Source organism: Fibrisoma montanum (genome assembly GCF_003583365.1).
In the GTDB taxonomy this organism is placed as follows: Bacteria; Bacteroidota; Bacteroidia; order Cytophagales; family Spirosomataceae; genus Fibrisoma; species Fibrisoma montanum.
This window is the reverse complement of record NZ_QXED01000010.1, coordinates 107,281-124,163: the sequence shown is the minus strand read 5'-3', so window position 1 is coordinate 124,163 and position 16,883 is coordinate 107,281. Positions and strand designations below refer to the sequence as shown.

The window sequence follows — 16,883 nt, the reverse complement described above, 5'->3', positions numbered from 1 at the left end:
TATTAATTCAATCATTCAACAAGTCAGTCATATAAGTAGCTCCCATGAAACTACCCATCATCCTTTCGATTGACGATGACCCGCAAGTGCTGCAGGCCGTTCAGCAGGATTTGCGCAAACAATACCGGAAGCAGTACCGAATCATCTGTACGACATCAGCCCAGGAGGCACTGGATTCCCTGACCGAACTGAAGAAGAAAGGCGAAGTGGTCGCTATGTTCCTTTCTGACCAGCGGATGCCCGAAATGGCCGGCGTGGATTTCCTGACCAAAGCGAAGGCTATCTATCCCGAGGCCAAACGGGCGTTGCTGACGGCCTATTCCGACATCGATGCGGCTGTGCGGGCGATCAACGAAGTGCAGCTGGATTATTACATCGCCAAGCCCTGGGATCCGCCCGAAGAAAAATTATATCCGGTACTCGACGATCTGCTCAGCGACTGGCAGTCGAACCACAAGCCGGATTTTGAAGGGCTGCGTCTGATTGGCTACCAGTTTTCGCCCCGGTCGCACGAACTGAAGGATTTTCTGGCCGGAAACCTGTTTCCGTACCAGTGGCTTGATATCGAAACGAACTCCAAAGCGCAGGAGTTGCTAGACCTCTACAGCGTCGACCGCAAAGACCTGCCGGCCGTCGTACTCGCTGATGGGACTGTGCTGTCCCACCCCAGCCTGAGCGAACTGGGCGAAAAGCTTGGCCTGAAACCGAAAGCGATGGAGTCGCTCTACGACCTGGCCATTATCGGTGCCGGACCAGCCGGGCTCGCGGCCGCCGTATACGGCGGCTCCGAAGGACTGAAAACCATTCTGATTGATAAGCGGGCTCCGGGTGGACAGGCTGGTACCAGCTCCCGCATCGAAAACTACCTCGGGTTTCCGTCGGGGCTGAGCGGGGCCGATCTGGCACGACGGGCCATTACGCAGGCGCAGCGCTTCGGGGTAGAGTTTCTGGCTCCGCAGGAAGTGGTCGAGATCAGTTCGCAGGGGCAGTACAAGCACATCCGGATGGCCGACGGCAGCGAAGTGCTGACCCGCGCCATTCTGCTCAGTACGGGGGTGGCGTACCACAAACTTGAGAACGAAAGCCTGGATAAATTCACCGGCGCGGGTGTTTACTACGGTGCTGCCACCACCGAAGCCTACGCGTTCAAAGGGCAGCCGGTGTACATCGTCGGGGGCGGAAACTCGGCCGGTCAGGGGGCCATGTACCTCTCCCGAACAGCCTCGGAGGTGTTTATCTGCATCCGCCGGTCCAACCTGGGCGAAACCATGTCGCAATACCTGATCGAGCAGATCAAAAAAACGCCGAACATCACGCTGCTGCCCTGCACAGAGATAGTGGAAGGTCTGGGTAATGAGCGGCTGGAGTGCCTGGTGCTCGAAGACATGAACACCCAGGAACGGCGGACCGTGAAAGCCGGTGGCCTGTTCATCTTCATCGGTGCCAAACCCCTGACCGACTGGATTGAGATGGACATCATCAAAGACAACCGGGGCTTTATTGAAACCGGCCGGAGCCTGGCTCGCTACGATGACTTTAAGCGGTCGTGGAAGCTGAATCGGGAACCCTACGCGCTGGAAACGTGCAGTGCCGGCATTTTTGCCGCCGGCGACGTGCGCGCTGGGGCCATGAACCGCGTTGCTTCCGCCGTAGGAGAGGGAGCCATGGCGGTTAGTTTCGTGCACAAGTACCTGGCCGAGAACTGAGTTTGTGGTTTGTGGTTCATGGTTTGTGGTTCATGGTTTGTGGTTGCTCCGCTGTTCGTACCATCCCCGTATAACCACGAACTCTAAAACTACAAACCACAAACTCTAAAACCACGAACTACAAACCACAAACCACTACGTTATACTTAAAACCAACCTGCTTTATGCCTAAACAACAGGTATGCAGCCATCTGGCCGAATTGACGGAGATCAAACCTGCTCAGGCGTACGTTTGTGATGAGTGCGTGAAAGTAGGCGGTACGTGGGTACATCTGCGCACGTGCCAGACCTGCGGCACTACACTCTGTTGCGATTCATCGCCGTCCCGTCATGCTACCCGGCACTTTCACGCGTCGGGCCACCCGGTAGTAGCATCGGCCGAACCGGGTGAGCGCTGGGTGTGGTGTTATACCGACCAGCAAATGGCGCAGTATTAACAGGCATTTCTGTATACATGCAAACGCGCCCCGGTCAGCTGACCGGGGCGCGTTTGCATCTGTAGTTATGTTGTTTACTGCAGGCTGATCGTACGCTCAACCACAGGGGCCTTTGTTGATACCGAGAACGGATACGTATTTGAAGTCTGTCCGTCGTTTACTTCGACTTTATATTGACCGTCGGTTACCTGCTGGAGGTTGAATTTAACCCGGTAGGTACCTGCCTTGCGGCCCAGCGACTGAGCTGCCAGCTCGTTGCCTTTGTTGTCAACTACCCGAATCTGGAGTGCTTTGGTAGCTGGTTTCTCAATGATTACGTTCAGAACGTCGTAGTTAGCCGTCGGGAAGATCGCTACCTGGTATGAAGCTTCAGTTTTCTTAACGACTACGTCGTCGAAAGAAGGAGTCGTTGTTTTAGCATCGGCGGCATAAGCGGTTGTCAGAGCTAAAGCGACCAGCAGGGATTTGAAAACAGTTTTCATGGCGTGTAAATGGTTTTTGTGTTGTTCTTTGTTGTTTACGTTTCAAAGGTATGGCGGCTTCAGAACGTGCACACTATGGAGTTACGTCAATGGTTAAAAATCAGGGGTGAACCGTACAAAATTCGGTTTGAATGGTTTTGTGTTGATTGTGTACGGTAAAATGGCCTAATAATGCGGTTTATTACCAAATAAAGTAGAAGTACGCAATATTTAACTGTCAAACTGCGCAGAACTACGCAATCGTTCTACAAGCCGGTCGAACTGCCTAATAATATGAACGTTTTCCTGTAGAGGTTTTCCCCGCTTTATCCGTCCGAACAGTAGCGTCTTTCCACCATCGGTCAGGGTGGGTGCGAACTCGGCGTCGGCCGTATTGACGTCGGCTCCGAGGTTCTGTGGCCGGCTCCACCGACCATTGCGATTGAACGCAATCACCAGGTCGCCATCGCCGTAGTCCTGCTGGCTATCACGCCCGACGTAAATCATGAAGTCCTCATCCGGCGCGATGCAGGGGTTCCCTTCGTAATCGGTGGTGTTTACCGTATTACCGAGGTTTTCCGGCTTCTGATAAACGCCATTGCGTTGAACGGAGCGCCAGATGTCAGTTTTACCCAGTCCGCCCTGCCGGGTAGACGAAAAATATAAGGTACCGTTGGCAGCTACGCTCGCGTAAAAATCGGATGAGTCGGAGTTGACCGTAGCGCCCAGGTGATACGGATCGCTCCAGCCCCGGTTAGTCCGGCGAATAGCCCAGATGTCAAAATCGCCGGGTTGGCTTCGGCCGGGTTTGGGTCGGGTTGAGTTGAATACCATCAGGTTGCCGTCCGGCGAAAAGAACGGATCAATGTCTTTGTAAGTGCCCGAAATGCTGGCTTTAGCTGGTTTCTGCCAGTGACCATTCTGCCGGCTGGTCGTGAACAGGTGCAGCGTGTCCCGCCCGCCGTACGATTTGACAAAATAAGCCGTCTGCCCGCCGGGGGCGATAGTCAGACCAAATACGTCGTTGGTGGAAATTGTATCCGGTGCGTATAGCGGGGCTTTGTCGCTGCGGTTGAAAATTTTGCTCACGACCTGCCAGCGCCCGTCGATCTTCAGCAGGTTGAAATAATCGATGAACGTGTGGGTTGGAGCGTTGATTTCGAGCTTGGCCTGAGCGGCCGTTCCCGTGATGTCAATGGACAGAATGCGGGTCGTGCGGTTAGCACGCTGGCCAGCCGATCCTTTCGCACGGTTCAGGTAGTCGGCAATGGGCACGTCGCGGAACTGGCCCGTGGATTTGTCCACAAACTTCATCGTTGCCGAAGGGTGAAAGGCCCGAATCAATCGGGTTGTGTCGCCAAAGGTGCCGCCGTCTAGGTAGTCGAGTACGGTTGCTTCAACCTGGGCACGTTCAGTTTGCTGGGCTGCGACCGGCAGGCAGCCAGTCAGGAGCAGGAGGACGGTTGTCAGATGCGTTTTCATCAGAAGAGACGATTTGTGTCGGCAAGTTTCCGTAACGACGTAGCGATCAGCAAGTAAAGTAGACACCTGCCCTGGTTTTTTCGGCCGGATGGCTCAACGACCGTCCGTCGAAAAAATAAGCCCACCTGTCGAAAAACCGGTCGTTGCCCGGTTGTTTCCAGTATATTCCCGGAATGAAACAGCCTGTATTACCGTGGGTCCAGGTGGGAGTGTGGGTGATGGTGTACCTGCTGCTGCTGGTGTACACAATCCAGAAGTGGAGCGACTGGCCCTATGGGTTCACGTACACCACCGTTGGGGTCGTGTTCTACATTATGACCGTGTATCTGCACGCGAACTGGTTGTTGCCACGCTATTTTTACCGGGGACGTCGTAGTTTCTATGCGCTGTTTGCCGGTTTGCTGCTGGTTGGGCTGGTTGCTCTGCGGATGTGGGTGGAGTACGAACTGCTGTTTACCCGGATGAACCGGCATCCCTTTTTCGGATGGAATTTTGCCCATGCCGCCTTCGATGCAATCACGATCCTGCTGGCGTTTCTGTTCGGATTCCTGCTGCGGGTGGCTATCAACTACGTGGATCTGCTTCAGCGCGAAGAGCGGTTACGGAGCCGGCAAACCGCCAGCGAACTCGCCCTGCTAAAATCGCAGGTGCAGCCGCACTTTCTGTTTAACACGCTGAACAACATCTACGCCCTGGCCGTGGCCCGGTCGGAGCAGACAGCCGAGGTAGTAGCCCGGTTGTCGGACATCATGCGGTATTTCGTCGACGAAGCGCCCAAAGACCGCGTACCTCTGTCGTCTGAAATGACCTTTATACGTAATTACCTCGAACTGGAGCAGATTCGGCTGCGTTATCCGCTGCCGGTGCAGGTCTGCATCAACGTCGTCAATCCAGCACCCGCCATCCCGCCCATGCTGCTGATCCCATTCGTGGAGAACGTATTTAAGCACGGCATTGATAAAACCCGCCCCGACAACGAAGCGGAGATCCGGCTGACGTACCAGGAGGAGCGGCTGGATTTTCTGGTGCGGAACAAAGTCTTCCAGACGTCGGAAGGGCCATGGCGCGGGCTGGCCAATCTGCAGCGTCGGCTGGAACTGGTTTACCCCGGCCGCTTCGAGATGCGGGTGTTTCAGGAGAAAGAGTATTTTTATGCGTCGCTTGCCATTTCTCGTCCATGAACCTGACCTGCCTGATCGTCGATGATGAACCACTGGCCGTGCAGTTGCTGGAGGGGCATATTCGCCTGACGCCCTTTCTGACTCATGCTCATACCTGCTACCACGCCCTTGAAGCGCTCAAGTGGCTGGAAACGAATACGGTCGACCTGATTTTTATGGACATTAACATGCCGTATCTATCGGGAATTCAGTTGAAGGTACTGTTGCCGATCCAGCAGCCGGTCATTTTCACAACGGCTTATTCCGACTATGCCGTAGAGAGTTATGAACTCAACGCGATAGACTACCTGCTGAAACCCATTACGTTCGACCGCTTCCTGAAAGCCGCCATGAAGGTCCGCAAGACTGTGGAGCAGGCTCAGGCACCGCCGGTTTCGGCTGCATCTGAGCCGGAAACGCACATTTATATCAAATCGGGCAAGGACTACCTGAATGTGGCATACAACGACATTTTGTACATTGAAGCGTTGAAAGACTACGTCACCGTTGTAACGCCAACCACCCGGATCATCGCCTACAAACGCCTGAAGGATCTGGAGCAAACGCTGCCCGACCAGTTCAGCCGTGTACATCTGTCGTACATCGTCAACCACAACAAAATTCAGAAAATGGTGGCAAATCACATCTGGATTGGCGCGCAGCAGATTCCGCTCAGCGATACGTACCGAACGGCGTTTCTGCAACGGATTGAGCAGCAGCTTTGGTAGCCGGTGATTCCACGTTCGAGCCATTCGGGGAGTGAAAATCAGCCGGTGGTGCAGGCAAATCATCGATGATGTGATAATTTGCAGCGGCCTGCCTAGTGCCGATCAGTCATGACGACAACACAACCTATCAAAGCCCTCTTTCTCGACATTGGGGGCGTATTACTGACCAATGGCTGGGACCGGAATGCCCGGCGCCGGGCCGCCGATCTGTTCGGCCTCGATCACGACGAACTGAACGAACGCCACCACCTGACGTTCGATACGTACGAAGAAGGCAAACTAAGCCTGGACGATTACCTGAAGCGGATCGTTTTCTACGAGGAACGCTCGTTTTCGGAGCTGGAGTTTACCCGCTTCATTATGGAACAGTCGCAGCCGTTTCCCGACATGATTCAGCTGATCAGCCAGTTGAAGCAGCGCCACGGCCTGAAACTGCTGGCGGTGAACAATGAGGGTCGCGAAATCAACGAGTATCGTATCAAACAGTTTGGGCTCGGTGCGTTTATCGATGCGTTTGTGTCGTCCTGCTACGTTCATTTTCGCAAGCCCGATACCGATCTGTTCCGGCTGGCGCTGGATGTAGCGCAGGTCGACCCGCAGCAGGTCGTTTACATCGATGATCGACACATGTTTGTGGAAGTAGCCCGGTCGATGGGCATGAACTGCCTGCATCATACCAGCTATGAGTCGACCCGGCAGGTGCTGGCAGATTATGGCCTGTCGCTGTAGGAGGAGGTAGCGTTGGTTCGGTTGGATACGGTAGCGGCCGGTGCAGTACCGGCCGCTACCGTATCCCGTCTATGCGCCAGCCGTGGCTACATGGGTTGCTGCACAGGCAGGATAACATGGAACGTAGCGCCCTGTCCCTCAATGGATTCGGCCCAGATCTCGCCCTGGTGGTTCACCACAATGCGCTGGCACAACGCCAGGCCAATGCCGGTTCCTTCGAAGCGCTGCCGGTGGTGGAGCCGCTGGAACAACCCGAAGATTTTCGGCGCAAACGCCGGATCGAAGCCAATGCCGTTGTCGGCGACGATGATTTCGCAATGCGGTACCTGCTGGTTCAGGTGCTCGCGGGCCGCCAACTCCCCGGGGGTGAGCTGACGGGCTGATATGGTAATGACCGGTGGTACGTTGTCCCGCACAAACTTGAGGGCATTGCTGATCAGGTTGTAGAACAACTGCGTCATCTGCAAAGGAATGGCGTCGATGGTGCCAAGTTCGTCGTAGTTGACGCGGGCCTTCTTCTGGCTCAGCAGCAGGTCGAAATCCTTTAAAACGGCCGTAACGGTGTCGGTCAGGTTGACAGCCCGGACAAACCGGGATTCCTGATTGGTGCGCGAAAAGTCAAGAATGTTCTTGATCAGCACCGACATTCGGTGGGCTGATTCCCGCATCTTGGTCAGGTAATCGAGATCTTCCTGGCTGATGTTCGATTGCAGTCGCTCGGAAAGCAGGCTGGCGTAGAGCTGAATCTTGCGCAACGGCTCCTGCAGGTCATGCGACGCTACGTAGGCATAGCGTTCCAGTTCCTGGTTCGATTGCTGAAGCTGTAGGTTCGATTTTCGGAGTTCTTCCGTGCGTAGCTGAACCTGACTTTCCAGTTCATGCTCCGTCATCCGCTGGGCCGTAATGTCCTGCGAGGTGCCCCGAATCAGGTACGGCATCCCCTCTTCGGTAAACAGCACGCGGGCCTGCGTACGTAAAATGCGCTCCTGACCGGTTTGCTGGTTCACAATGGTGTATTCCAGATCCATCCGTCCGCCCGATTCGGGGTGCATGGCCGCCAGAATCTTCTGGTCAACCTGCTCCCGATCTTTTTCATGGATGCACCTGGAGATGAACTCGGGCGTAACTGCTTCGGTAGCACCCAGCCAGTCTTTCACCCGGTCGGAGGAGGTCATATCGCCGGTCACCAGGTTGGTTGTCCAGGTGGCCAGCTCGGCCAGATCAACGGCTTCGCTGAGCCCCTCCTGCACTTCCTGCAGCTTTTGTTTGGCCAGCACGTGGTGCGTTACGTCGACGGCCATGTTCAGAATGGCGTACACCGTCCCGTCAGCGTCGTGCAGTGGTTTGTAGGAGAAAGTGAAGTAAAAGCTCTGCAACACGCCGTCAACCACCAGATCGGCGCGGTCTTCGGTGGCCCGGTACGTTACACCGGTGGTATACACATCGGTCAGCAGCTGATGGAACGGCTGCCCTTCCAGTTCAGGCAATGCGTCGCGCAGCTTTTTGCCGATTACGGATGCGTCTTTGCCCCATAACCGCAGCATGGCTTCATTAGCCAGCTGGATGACCATATCCGGACCGGCGTAAACGGCCGTGGCGAAGGGCGCATCCAGGACTAGATTCCGGAATCGTTTTTCGCTTTCTTCCAGTTCTTTTTTCGCTTTGACCTGCGGAGTAACCTCCGTAGCCACCGTCAGCACGCCGTTGATGGAGCCGTCGGTATCGCGGACGGGTGCGTAAACGAAATTGAAGAAGCAATCTTCCAGCTGGCCCTTGCGGTAAAGTTTGACGGGCGTTTCGTAGCCATAATACGGATTGCCGGATGTGTAAACGCCTTTGTACAGGTCAATAAACCCCTGATCTACAATTTCGGGAAGCGCTTCGGACAGGGGCATGCCTATGATTTCGGCGGTCCGGCCCAGCATGTTGAGCATGTAATCATTGGCCGATTCGAAGATCAGCTCAGGGCCCCGGTGCAGAACGATGGCAACTGGTGCCTGCATGATCATACTCCGGAACCGTTCCTCGCTTTCCATCAGGGCCCGTTGGGTAGCCATTTCCGGGCGCATGTCCCGCATAACGGCCCCTACGGCAATCGGATTGCCACTGACGGGATCGTCGATCCGGATCGTGTTGTTGAATACCGGAAAAATGTCGCCGGTTTTCAGGTTGCGGACCAGCATCTTGCCCGACCAGCGGCCGAGGTTCATGACGGAGGGCAGTACGTCCTGCTCTACCTGCGAAAAATGCTCGGGCGCGTGGAGGTCGGAGATGGGCGTTTCCTGTACCTGTTGAAACGAATCGAAACCGAGCATTTCCATCCCGGCTTTGTTGAGGTAGGAGTTTCTGCCATCCAGTTCCAGAATCGACATGAGTTCAACGCTGTTGTCGACCAGCGTAAGCAGTTTTCGCTGGGCTTCTTCGGCGGCTAGTTCCGGGCGCAGGTCGCGCATGGTGAAGCCCCGGCCGATGGGCTGGCCCGTACGCAGATCGTCGATCCGGATTCCGCTGGCGTGGCAGGGAATCGATTCGCCCGTCTGGAAATGCCGCAGGGCTACGCGCCCCGACCAGTGCCCTTGTTTCAGCAGGGTCGGAACGGCGACGTCGCGGATGAGGCTGAACTGCTCCGGTGCGTAAAAATCAGCCACAATTTTTTCGGTAACCGAGTCTGCTTCGCCAAGGCCGACGAGTTCCCGGCCGGCCCGGTTAACGTAGGTAACTCGTCCGTCGAGCGTGGCAATCGCCATAAAGCTCTGGCTGTTTTCGACCAGCGTCAGGAGCTTTTGCTGTTCGTCCCGCAGCGCTACGTCGGCGGTAATGTCTTTAACGATGGAGAAGAGGCTTTCCGGGCGCCCGGCATCATCGTAGCTGATGGTGGACTGGCTGTCGGTCCAGATGACCCGGCCATCTTTCCGGACCCAGCGACGCTGGACATGTATGGTATTTTCCGCGCCGGGCGGTACGGTTTGCAGCCGATTATGAAAATCAGGGAGTTCGTCGGGGTGCAGAACAAGGGTGAAGTTGCTGGTCTGGAGCTCGTCGGCCCGATAGCCGGTCATCTGGCAAAACGCCTTATTGAACTGGATAAACGTACCGTCGGGTTCAGAGATAACGATCCCTACCGAGGCATTGTCGAAGGCCGTCTGAAACCGGTTTTCAACTTTCCGCACGGCATCTTCCCGGCGTCGCTCTTCGGTAATGTCGAGCATGGTTCCGGCGAATCGATACGGTCGGCTCTGGTCGCCGGCCGACACTTTGCCCCGGCAGCGAATCCACCGCAGGTGCTTATCTCCGGCCCCGACGATGCGGAACTCGCGGGCGAATCGACTGCCTGACCCCGTCTGCAACGCCTGCTTCATTCCTGCATCGACCTCGGCGCGATCGTCAGGGTGGACGTGGTCCAGCAGGTCGGCGAGCGCGATGAACTCCCCGGCCGAATAGCCGAAGAACGACCGGCAGCGCTCGTCCCATTTCAGCAGGCCCTTTGCCGGGTTCAGATTCCACGTGCCCAACTCGGCCGACTCCAGGGCAATGTGCCACTCTTCCTGTTTTTCCTGCTGTGCCTGCTGCAACCGGATGCGGTCGGATATGTCGGTCATTGAACCCACCATCCGGATGGCTTTGCCGTGGTGGCGAATGGTGAACCCTCGGTCGTAAACGTAGGCGTAAGAACCGTTAGCCAGCCGAAACCGGTATTCGTCCGACCACTCGCTGCCTTGCTCGATAACTTCCTGAATTCGTTTGACAACCCGTTCTTTATCGTCGGGGTGAATGCGGTCGTACCAGAATTCTACCCCCGGTTCAATCGCTTCTGTCTGGCTGCCAAACAACGTTTCAAACCCCTTATTCCGCCAGATCTGGTTAGTCTGCAGATTCCAGTCCCAGAAAATATCATGAGTCGCCCGGGCCATAAGGTCAAAACGCTCATGGGCCGATGTGGTGTACTCTTCAACGGGTTTTTGGTGGTCAGGCATGCGTACCTTTAACTTAATTGGTGTTTACGGAAAAGAAAGTGCAGCGCATAACCCATTTGTTACCTGAACAATACACGGTTTGATGAATGTACAGCAAGAAATGGCCGGGACGCTGCTTCATAACGAACGTGCCGCACCAGCAGCCGTCTGCAATGAACAGTTCAGTGCCCCGAATATACTAAGATCCCCGGCTCGTTAAAACTCATACTCTATACTACTGAAAACCAGCGGGCTTTGTTACTTCCCAGGCTGGATACTGATTGCCGGAGGTACTTGAAAAACAACAAAATAGCCCACAGCGAAACACCGTGAGCTATTCGGCTATTCCATTTTGTACTCAATGGATGAGACAAAGTTACAGAATTATACGTCAGAATAGATTTTGCGTATCACCCAAAACTGGTCAGGCGGACCAGTTTTGGGTAAAATTGATGCTGCTACACCTGGAATCGGGTAGTCCCCAGCAGGAAAGAGAATGGGTTATAAGGGTGTATTGCTTATTTCGCCGACCCCTTACCCGTATAAAGAGTCTTCAGCAGTTGACCGAGGGAGTGGCCGTTCTGTTGAATGGCAGAGATGTGGGGTGCCTGATCGGGACGAGGGTCATTGTCGGCCAGGGTATTCGACGCTGTAATGATAGACTGAAGCAGTGGCTGAGCATCGGTCTGGAGCGCATACCTGGTCGTGATGATGGCCTGGTGGTCGGCTTTTTGTTTTTGCCGGGCTTCATCGAGTGCCATTTGTGTTTTACGGAGTTCAAACTGCGTACTAACCCATTTCGCCAGAGCCTTGAGTGACATCAGCTGGTTGTCCGTAAGGGTTCGGGGGCGGTGGTCAATAACGCACAGAGAGCCGAGCGCATGCCCCTCGGGATTTACCAGCGGTACGCCGGCGTAGAACACCACGCGCGGATCGCCGACCGTGTAGGGATTGTCGAAAAAACGATCGTCGGCCCGGGCGTCCGGAACGATAAAAATTTCGTCGGGCTTTAGAATAGCGTGGGCGCAGAACGAGTAGTCGCGGTGGGTTTCATCGTCGGCCAGTCGCTGTTTTGATTTAAACCACTGGCGGTCTTTATCCACGAGGCTGACCAGCGAAATAGGCGTCCGGCAAATCTCCGAAGCCAGCCGCGTTATGTCATCGTACACATCTTCCGGCAACGTATCAAGGATGTTGTATGACGTTAAGGCTTTCAGGCGGGCCGGTTCGTCGTCGGGTAGGGGAGCTGATTTCATCAGATAAGTACGGTGATAAACATCAAAGATAGCGACAAATCCGAACGCAATTGTAACGGCCCGGCCAGAAGCGCTAGCGCATGTCGCGGAGGTTAAAGCCGTAGAGCACAGCGAAGATCACACTGAAAAAGACCCCGAATGTATGCAGGAAGGCGTCGCTGCCGGCCAGTACGAACGGCAGAATCAAGCCGATCAGTACGCCCAGCAGATAAACCCAGAACCCAATCCGGCGGAGCTGAAACATCAGGATTGCCCCAATCAGTGTCAGCAGCGAATAGGCAAACTGGGCAATGGCCAGCGACCGGATCTCTTCCGGATCGCCGGGCATCGGCGCATCCCCCGACGACCGGTCTTCGAAGTATTCGGTAGGCTGTTGTTTTTGCTGCTCGGGGGTTAACGTCCGTTTGATGTAGGGCGTTTGCGAAATGGCATCCGTCCGCCAGAACGAAACGGCCGAATCGATGAGGCCCCAGCCGCAACTCAGAAAGGTTAATACGCAAAGAAGGGTTAGAAATTGGGAACGCATGCTAGCAGGCGGGCTATGACCCGCTTTTACTCGTTTGAAACGGACAACCGTCCGCTATACCTAAAAACCTTATTTTCGTGCGAGAGTTTCAATAGTGAAAACTCAACAACTTGCAATTCGTATGAACCTCCAGGAACTAACTGAACAGATCCGCACCAAAGCTACTCACGCCGACAGCCTGAACGCAACGGCCAAGATCGTAACCGAACAGGGTGTCGTTTACATCGATGCCACCCAATCGCCGGCCGTTGTGTCGAACGACGACCAGCCCGCCGACTGCGAACTGCACGTCAAGGTGGATGATCTGGTGCGGATGGGCACCGGCGACCTGAACCCCATGATGGCGTTTATGTCCGGCAAGTTAAAAGTAAAAGGCGACATGGGCGTAGCCATGAAGATGGGCCAGGTGATGGCGTGAGGTTAATGAGTGAATTAGTAAATGAGCGAGTTAGTGAATAAGCGATTCCGTATATTCGCTCATTCGCAATTCACTAATTCGCTCATTCGCTCTTTGACTATGCCTAACCCCTCACGACGTAAATTTCTGCAAACCAGTGCCCTGACGGCGGCTGCGTTTTATATCGTGCCGCGGCACGTATTAGGAAAGGGTTTTACGGCACCCTCCGACAAACTGAATATTGCGGCCGTCGGCTGTGGCGGGAAAGCCGATTTTAACATTCAGCAGGCGTATAACAACGGCTCCGACAACATCGTCGCCCTGTGTGACGTTGACGACCGGCAGTCCAAAAAATACCGCGAAAAGTTTCCGTCCGCTCCCTATTTCCAGGATTACCGCGAACTGCTCGATAAATCGGGTAAGACGTTCGACGCGGTAATCATAACCACGCCCGACCATATGCACGCGCCCATTGCGATGGCCGCCATGCAGCTTGGCAAGCACGTGTACGTAGAGAAACCCCTCACCCACGACATTTATGAGGCCCGGATGCTGACGGAAGCCGCCCGCCGGTTTAAGGTAGTGACGCAGATGGGCAACCAGGGCAGTAGTGGTGATGCGACGCGGATCATCGAAACGGCCATTCAGAACAAGACGATCGGACACGTACATACGGTCTATTGCTGGACCAATCGCCCCGTCTGGCCGCAGGGGGTGAAGTCGCCTAAAGATAAAGGCGAGTCGCAGCCGGTTCCGCCCGAAGTGAACTGGCCGCTGTGGCTCGGTACGGCCCCGGCGCGGGCGTATCACGAAGCGTATATGCCGTTCCGGTGGCGGGGCTACTGGGATTTTGGTACGGGTGCCCTCGGCGACATGGGTTGCCACTTCATGGACGTACCGTTCCGGGCGCTGAAGCTCAAATACCCGACCTCGGTCGAGTGCAGTGTTGGGTCGGTGTACGCCGATTTCTTTCAGGAAGCCTTCTTTGACGATGTCTGCCCACCCTCGGCCGCTGTTCACCTTACGTTTCCTTCGGAAGATCGGAAGGTGAAAGAGATTAAACTGTCGTGGTTCGACGGCGGCATCCGCCCGCAGCTACCGGAAGGCGTCGCGTACGAAGATGTTTTTCGCAGCATCGATGGGGGCGTTTTGTTTATCGGTACGAAAGGGATGCTGGCGGGTAATCTGTTTGGCAACGACCCGATTCTGCTCCCCCGCGACAAGTTTGAGAACAAACCCCTGCCGACGCCCGAAAAACCGCTCGTGGAGGGTAAAACCGAAGGCCACCAGCAGCAGTGGGTCAAAGCCTGCAAACAGGGCTACGGGGCCTACACATCGTCCTCGTTTGAGGAAGCCGGACCACTGACCGAAACGGTGCTGATGGGCAATCTGGCTACCCGCAGCTACATGGCCCGCGAAGACCGGGCCGACGGACGCGGCTCTACCTTTCCGGGTCGGAAAAAACTGTTCTGGGACGGCGAACACATGCGAATCACCAACTTCGATTTCGCCAACCAGTTCGTGAAGCGCCAGTACAATGGGGGGTATTCTTTATAAGGGGACAAAAGGAGGAAAGGGAGGAGGGAGGAAAGGCGTTCTACCACTGGAAAACGACGGTCCCTGCTACATCATCAATACGGCCCGGTGTCAGCTTTGAAACTCCACAACGCTCCAGCGGTCGGGCTGGTGGGTATCGTACAGCCCGTGCGGGGTCATAACCATGGCCGGGTGAGGCTGCACTTCCTGACCCGAAACGGTCAGCTTCTGGAAGCGGCCGAGGAAAAGCCGCCACTGATCGCCGGGCTGCGGTGGGAGCGAGCGGCCATTGGCCAGCCACGTCAGGCTTTGCCACGGAATGGCAATTTCCAGGCTCCAGCCCCGGTCGATGTCGCTGTTGTCATTTAACGTACCGTCGATCTGAACGGCCGTTTGCAGTCCCGGCATATCGTAGTTCAGAAACGCCCAGCGCGTACCACGGGGATGAGTGCCGTGCCAGAACGAAGGGCCGCTGCGGTCGTAGTCGCCCCCGAAGGTCATGGCCTGCGGCTGGTGGACGTCGAAAAGTGGTACGTCGAACCGGCCACCCCGCTGGTAGGCGTCGCGCCAGATGAAAAACACTTCGTAAATGGTGTTGCGGGCGTTTACCTCCAGTTCGTAGTAACAGTCGCCCCCGTCGATAAAGAGTTCGAGGTCGTTTTCGAGGAAAATGATTGAATCACGCTGGGTCAGGTGGGCTTCCACAAAGGGTTCTTCGGTTGCAAACGCGACGTAGAGATGGGTGTCGTTCCAGAGAATGGCCGCCCGCGTATCATAAAGGCCGGCCGCGCCGGTAACCATGTCGACAAAGCGCTGACTCCACGTAGCCGACTGCCAGACCGGTTTGGTGGTGTCGCCGTTGATGGCTATGGTCTCGTCGATTTTTCGGGCAATGTAAGGCTGTATCATGGCCGATTATTTAGCCAAACATACGGCGAATCCCGTTATGTCGATGCCGTTACCATCAGGACCAACCGACTAATTCGCCCGATCGGGTAGGGGCACCCATCGGTACTGCCCGCTACTCCGCCGAAAAACACACGTACCCAGCCCGGCATTGGTATAGTCAGACTAGGTACGTATTCGAATAAACTCTGTTCAATCTAAACCGGAACGGGCGCGGCAAAAACGGCTTTGTGCCGGGCAACCCATTCGCTGATGGACGTCATCCGAACGGGGAGCTTGTCCAATACCGGCTGCATATCCGCCCGGAAGTCCGGGCGCTGGTCGGGGAAGTCCCACATCCGCTGGTATTCGCTGGCCGCAGCGGCTCCTGCCCCTGGCCCGAACAATTGATCCAGAATACCCCCGAAGTCGCGTGGCGGCATGGCGTAGTAGTCGATGGGGCGGCCTAATCCTTCGGAAAAGGCCCGGGCCAGGGCGGGACCATTCGGGTTTTCCAGACCGCTGATCGGCCAGTTGGCGCCCGCTAGTTCGGGGCGTTCGAGGGCGGCCACAACCAGGGCACTGACATCGTCGGAGGCAATCCAGCTGATCGGCATATCGCCCGGGGCCGGGTACGCTACCCGATTTTCGTTGGCAACGAAGGGGGCCGTCCAGGGGCCGAGCAGGTTTTCAAGGTAGGCACTGGGCTGCAGCACGACGTAAGGCAAGCGGCTGCCTTGCAGGTAGTCCAGGATGTCAATGCGTACGTCGATCGATGGATTCCCCGTCCGGACGGGCAGAATAAACCCGCTCGTGTTCCAGACCAGCAGCTTTACCCCGGCGGCTTTAGCGGCATCGATTGCCTGACGGCCGTAGTTGATCACCTCGGCGGGGTTAGCGAAAAACGGGATCAGCAACGACACAGCATCCATGCCCTCGCTGAGTTCGCGCAACCGGTCGGCGTCGGCCATGTCGCCCTCTACAATAATTGCTCCGGCCTGCGCATGGTGCGTTGCCTTGTGGGTCGAGCGGGTGAGTACGTACGGCTGATGGCCGCGTTCCAGCAGCCGCGTCGGGACCGCGCCGGCCTGCGAGCCCGTGGCACCGTAGACAAGTACGTTAAGCGGTTTGTTGATATTCATGACGGATCGTTTAGTTAAACTACGCCACAAAGGTGAGAGGGAGTTGGTATACAAATTATATGGCTATACTTTTGTATAGTACTATACTTTACAATAGTCGCTGAGAATCAACATGAAAGAAACGTACTGCACGGCGCACCTCCGCTCGATCTCCGATACGCTGGAGCTTATTGGCGGCAAATGGAAGCTGCTTATTCTGACGTTATTGTTCTCGGAAAGTCCGATGCGGTTCAGCGAAATCGAACGGGCCATTGGTACCATTACGCCCCGGATGTTGTCGAAGGAACTGAAAGAGCTTGAAATGAACGAGCTGATTGAGCGACGCGTGTACCCAACCATGCCCGTATCGGTAGACTACCGCCTGACTGACTACGGTCGTTCGCTGGATAGCGTGATGGTTGCGCTGGGCGATTGGGGAAAGAAACACCGCAAACGGATCATGCATCCGGTAGTGGTGGAGAGCCTGCCGGCCTGATACCGTATTG

Annotated in this window: 15 protein-coding genes; 8 read left to right on the top strand and 7 right to left on the bottom strand. The window is 55.7% G+C overall.

What is annotated here, in order from left to right; all coding sequences use genetic code 11:
- Nucleotides 1-44: 44 nt before the first annotated feature.
- Nucleotides 45-1,706 (top strand): FAD-dependent oxidoreductase, encoded by a 1,662-nt coding sequence (locus tag DYU11_RS27445; RefSeq protein WP_119670941.1) that lies wholly within the window; start codon nucleotides 45-47, stop codon nucleotides 1,704-1,706.
- A gap of 164 nt (nucleotides 1,707-1,870) precedes the next feature.
- The gene (locus DYU11_RS27440) at nucleotides 1,871-2,143 is read left to right on the top strand and encodes a UBP-type zinc finger domain-containing protein (protein ID WP_119670940.1); all 273 of its coding nucleotides are present in this window, start codon (nucleotides 1,871-1,873) and stop codon (nucleotides 2,141-2,143) included.
- Nucleotides 2,144-2,217: 74 nt separating this feature from the next.
- On the opposite strand, the gene DYU11_RS27435 is transcribed toward DYU11_RS27440, so the two are convergent.
- Together DYU11_RS27435 and DYU11_RS27430 are read right to left on the bottom strand one after the other, a co-directional pair.
- Nucleotides 2,218-2,625, bottom strand: a complete 408-nt coding sequence (locus DYU11_RS27435; RefSeq protein ID WP_119670939.1) for a T9SS type A sorting domain-containing protein — start codon at nucleotides 2,623-2,625, stop codon at nucleotides 2,218-2,220.
- Between the two features lie 210 nt (nucleotides 2,626-2,835).
- Nucleotides 2,836-4,086, bottom strand: coding sequence for a nuclear transport factor 2 family protein (locus DYU11_RS27430; protein ID WP_119670938.1), 1,251 nt, complete (start codon nucleotides 4,084-4,086; stop codon nucleotides 2,836-2,838).
- A gap of 173 nt (nucleotides 4,087-4,259) precedes the next feature.
- On the opposite strand from DYU11_RS27430, the gene DYU11_RS27425 reads away from it, so the two are divergent.
- The 3 genes from DYU11_RS27425 (at nucleotide 4,260) to DYU11_RS27415 (ending at nucleotide 6,703) form a co-directional block, all read left to right on the top strand.
- Nucleotides 4,260-5,267: a sensor histidine kinase gene (locus DYU11_RS27425; RefSeq protein WP_147368051.1), complete on the top strand. Its 1,008-nt coding sequence runs from the start codon at nucleotides 4,260-4,262 to the stop codon at nucleotides 5,265-5,267.
- Nucleotides 5,264-5,974 (top strand): LytR/AlgR family response regulator transcription factor, encoded by a 711-nt coding sequence (locus tag DYU11_RS27420; protein ID WP_158600378.1) that lies wholly within the window; start codon nucleotides 5,264-5,266, stop codon nucleotides 5,972-5,974. Before DYU11_RS27425 ends, DYU11_RS27420 begins: the two co-directional genes overlap by 4 nt.
- Nucleotides 5,975-6,082: 108 nt before the next feature.
- Nucleotides 6,083-6,703, top strand: a complete 621-nt coding sequence (locus DYU11_RS27415; RefSeq protein WP_119670935.1) for an HAD family hydrolase — start codon at nucleotides 6,083-6,085, stop codon at nucleotides 6,701-6,703.
- 86 nt (nucleotides 6,704-6,789) lie between these two features.
- Here DYU11_RS27415 and DYU11_RS27410 read toward each other — a convergent pair whose 3' ends face one another.
- The 3 genes from DYU11_RS27410 to DYU11_RS27400 all read right to left on the bottom strand — a co-directional run bounded on the left by DYU11_RS27410 (nucleotide 6,790) and on the right by DYU11_RS27400 (nucleotide 12,438).
- Nucleotides 6,790-10,677, bottom strand: coding sequence for a PAS domain S-box protein (locus DYU11_RS27410; protein ID WP_119670934.1), 3,888 nt, complete (start codon nucleotides 10,675-10,677; stop codon nucleotides 6,790-6,792).
- Between the two features lie 497 nt (nucleotides 10,678-11,174).
- Nucleotides 11,175-11,912: a GAF domain-containing protein gene (locus tag DYU11_RS27405; protein WP_119670933.1), complete on the bottom strand. Its 738-nt coding sequence runs from the start codon at nucleotides 11,910-11,912 to the stop codon at nucleotides 11,175-11,177.
- A gap of 73 nt (nucleotides 11,913-11,985) precedes the next feature.
- Nucleotides 11,986-12,438 (bottom strand): hypothetical protein, encoded by a 453-nt coding sequence (locus DYU11_RS27400; RefSeq protein ID WP_119670932.1) that lies wholly within the window; start codon nucleotides 12,436-12,438, stop codon nucleotides 11,986-11,988.
- 121 nt (nucleotides 12,439-12,559) lie between these two features.
- Here DYU11_RS27400 and DYU11_RS27395 point away from each other — a divergent pair, with 121 nt between their 5' ends.
- Nucleotides 12,560-12,856, top strand: a complete 297-nt coding sequence (locus DYU11_RS27395; RefSeq protein WP_119670931.1) for an SCP2 sterol-binding domain-containing protein — start codon at nucleotides 12,560-12,562, stop codon at nucleotides 12,854-12,856.
- A gap of 99 nt (nucleotides 12,857-12,955) precedes the next feature.
- On the top strand, nucleotides 12,956-14,392 hold the full coding sequence (locus DYU11_RS27390) for a Gfo/Idh/MocA family protein (RefSeq protein WP_119670930.1): 1,437 nt from the start codon (nucleotides 12,956-12,958) through the stop codon (nucleotides 14,390-14,392).
- A gap of 90 nt (nucleotides 14,393-14,482) precedes the next feature.
- On the opposite strand, the gene DYU11_RS27385 is transcribed toward DYU11_RS27390, so the two are convergent.
- Nucleotides 14,483-15,280 carry a carbohydrate-binding family 9-like protein gene (locus DYU11_RS27385; RefSeq protein WP_119670929.1) on the bottom strand — a complete coding sequence of 266 codons (798 nt, stop codon included), beginning with the start codon at nucleotides 15,278-15,280 and terminating at the stop codon, nucleotides 14,483-14,485.
- Between the two features lie 194 nt (nucleotides 15,281-15,474).
- A complete protein-coding gene (locus tag DYU11_RS27380) occupies nucleotides 15,475-16,398 on the bottom strand; it encodes an SDR family oxidoreductase (protein ID WP_119670928.1) in 924 nt (307 codons plus the stop codon).
- A 112-nt stretch (nucleotides 16,399-16,510) separates the two neighbouring features.
- On the opposite strand from DYU11_RS27380, the gene DYU11_RS27375 reads away from it, so the two are divergent.
- The gene (locus tag DYU11_RS27375; RefSeq protein WP_119670927.1) at nucleotides 16,511-16,873 is read left to right on the top strand and encodes a winged helix-turn-helix transcriptional regulator; all 363 of its coding nucleotides are present in this window, start codon (nucleotides 16,511-16,513) and stop codon (nucleotides 16,871-16,873) included.
- Nucleotides 16,874-16,883 lie beyond the last annotated feature (10 nt).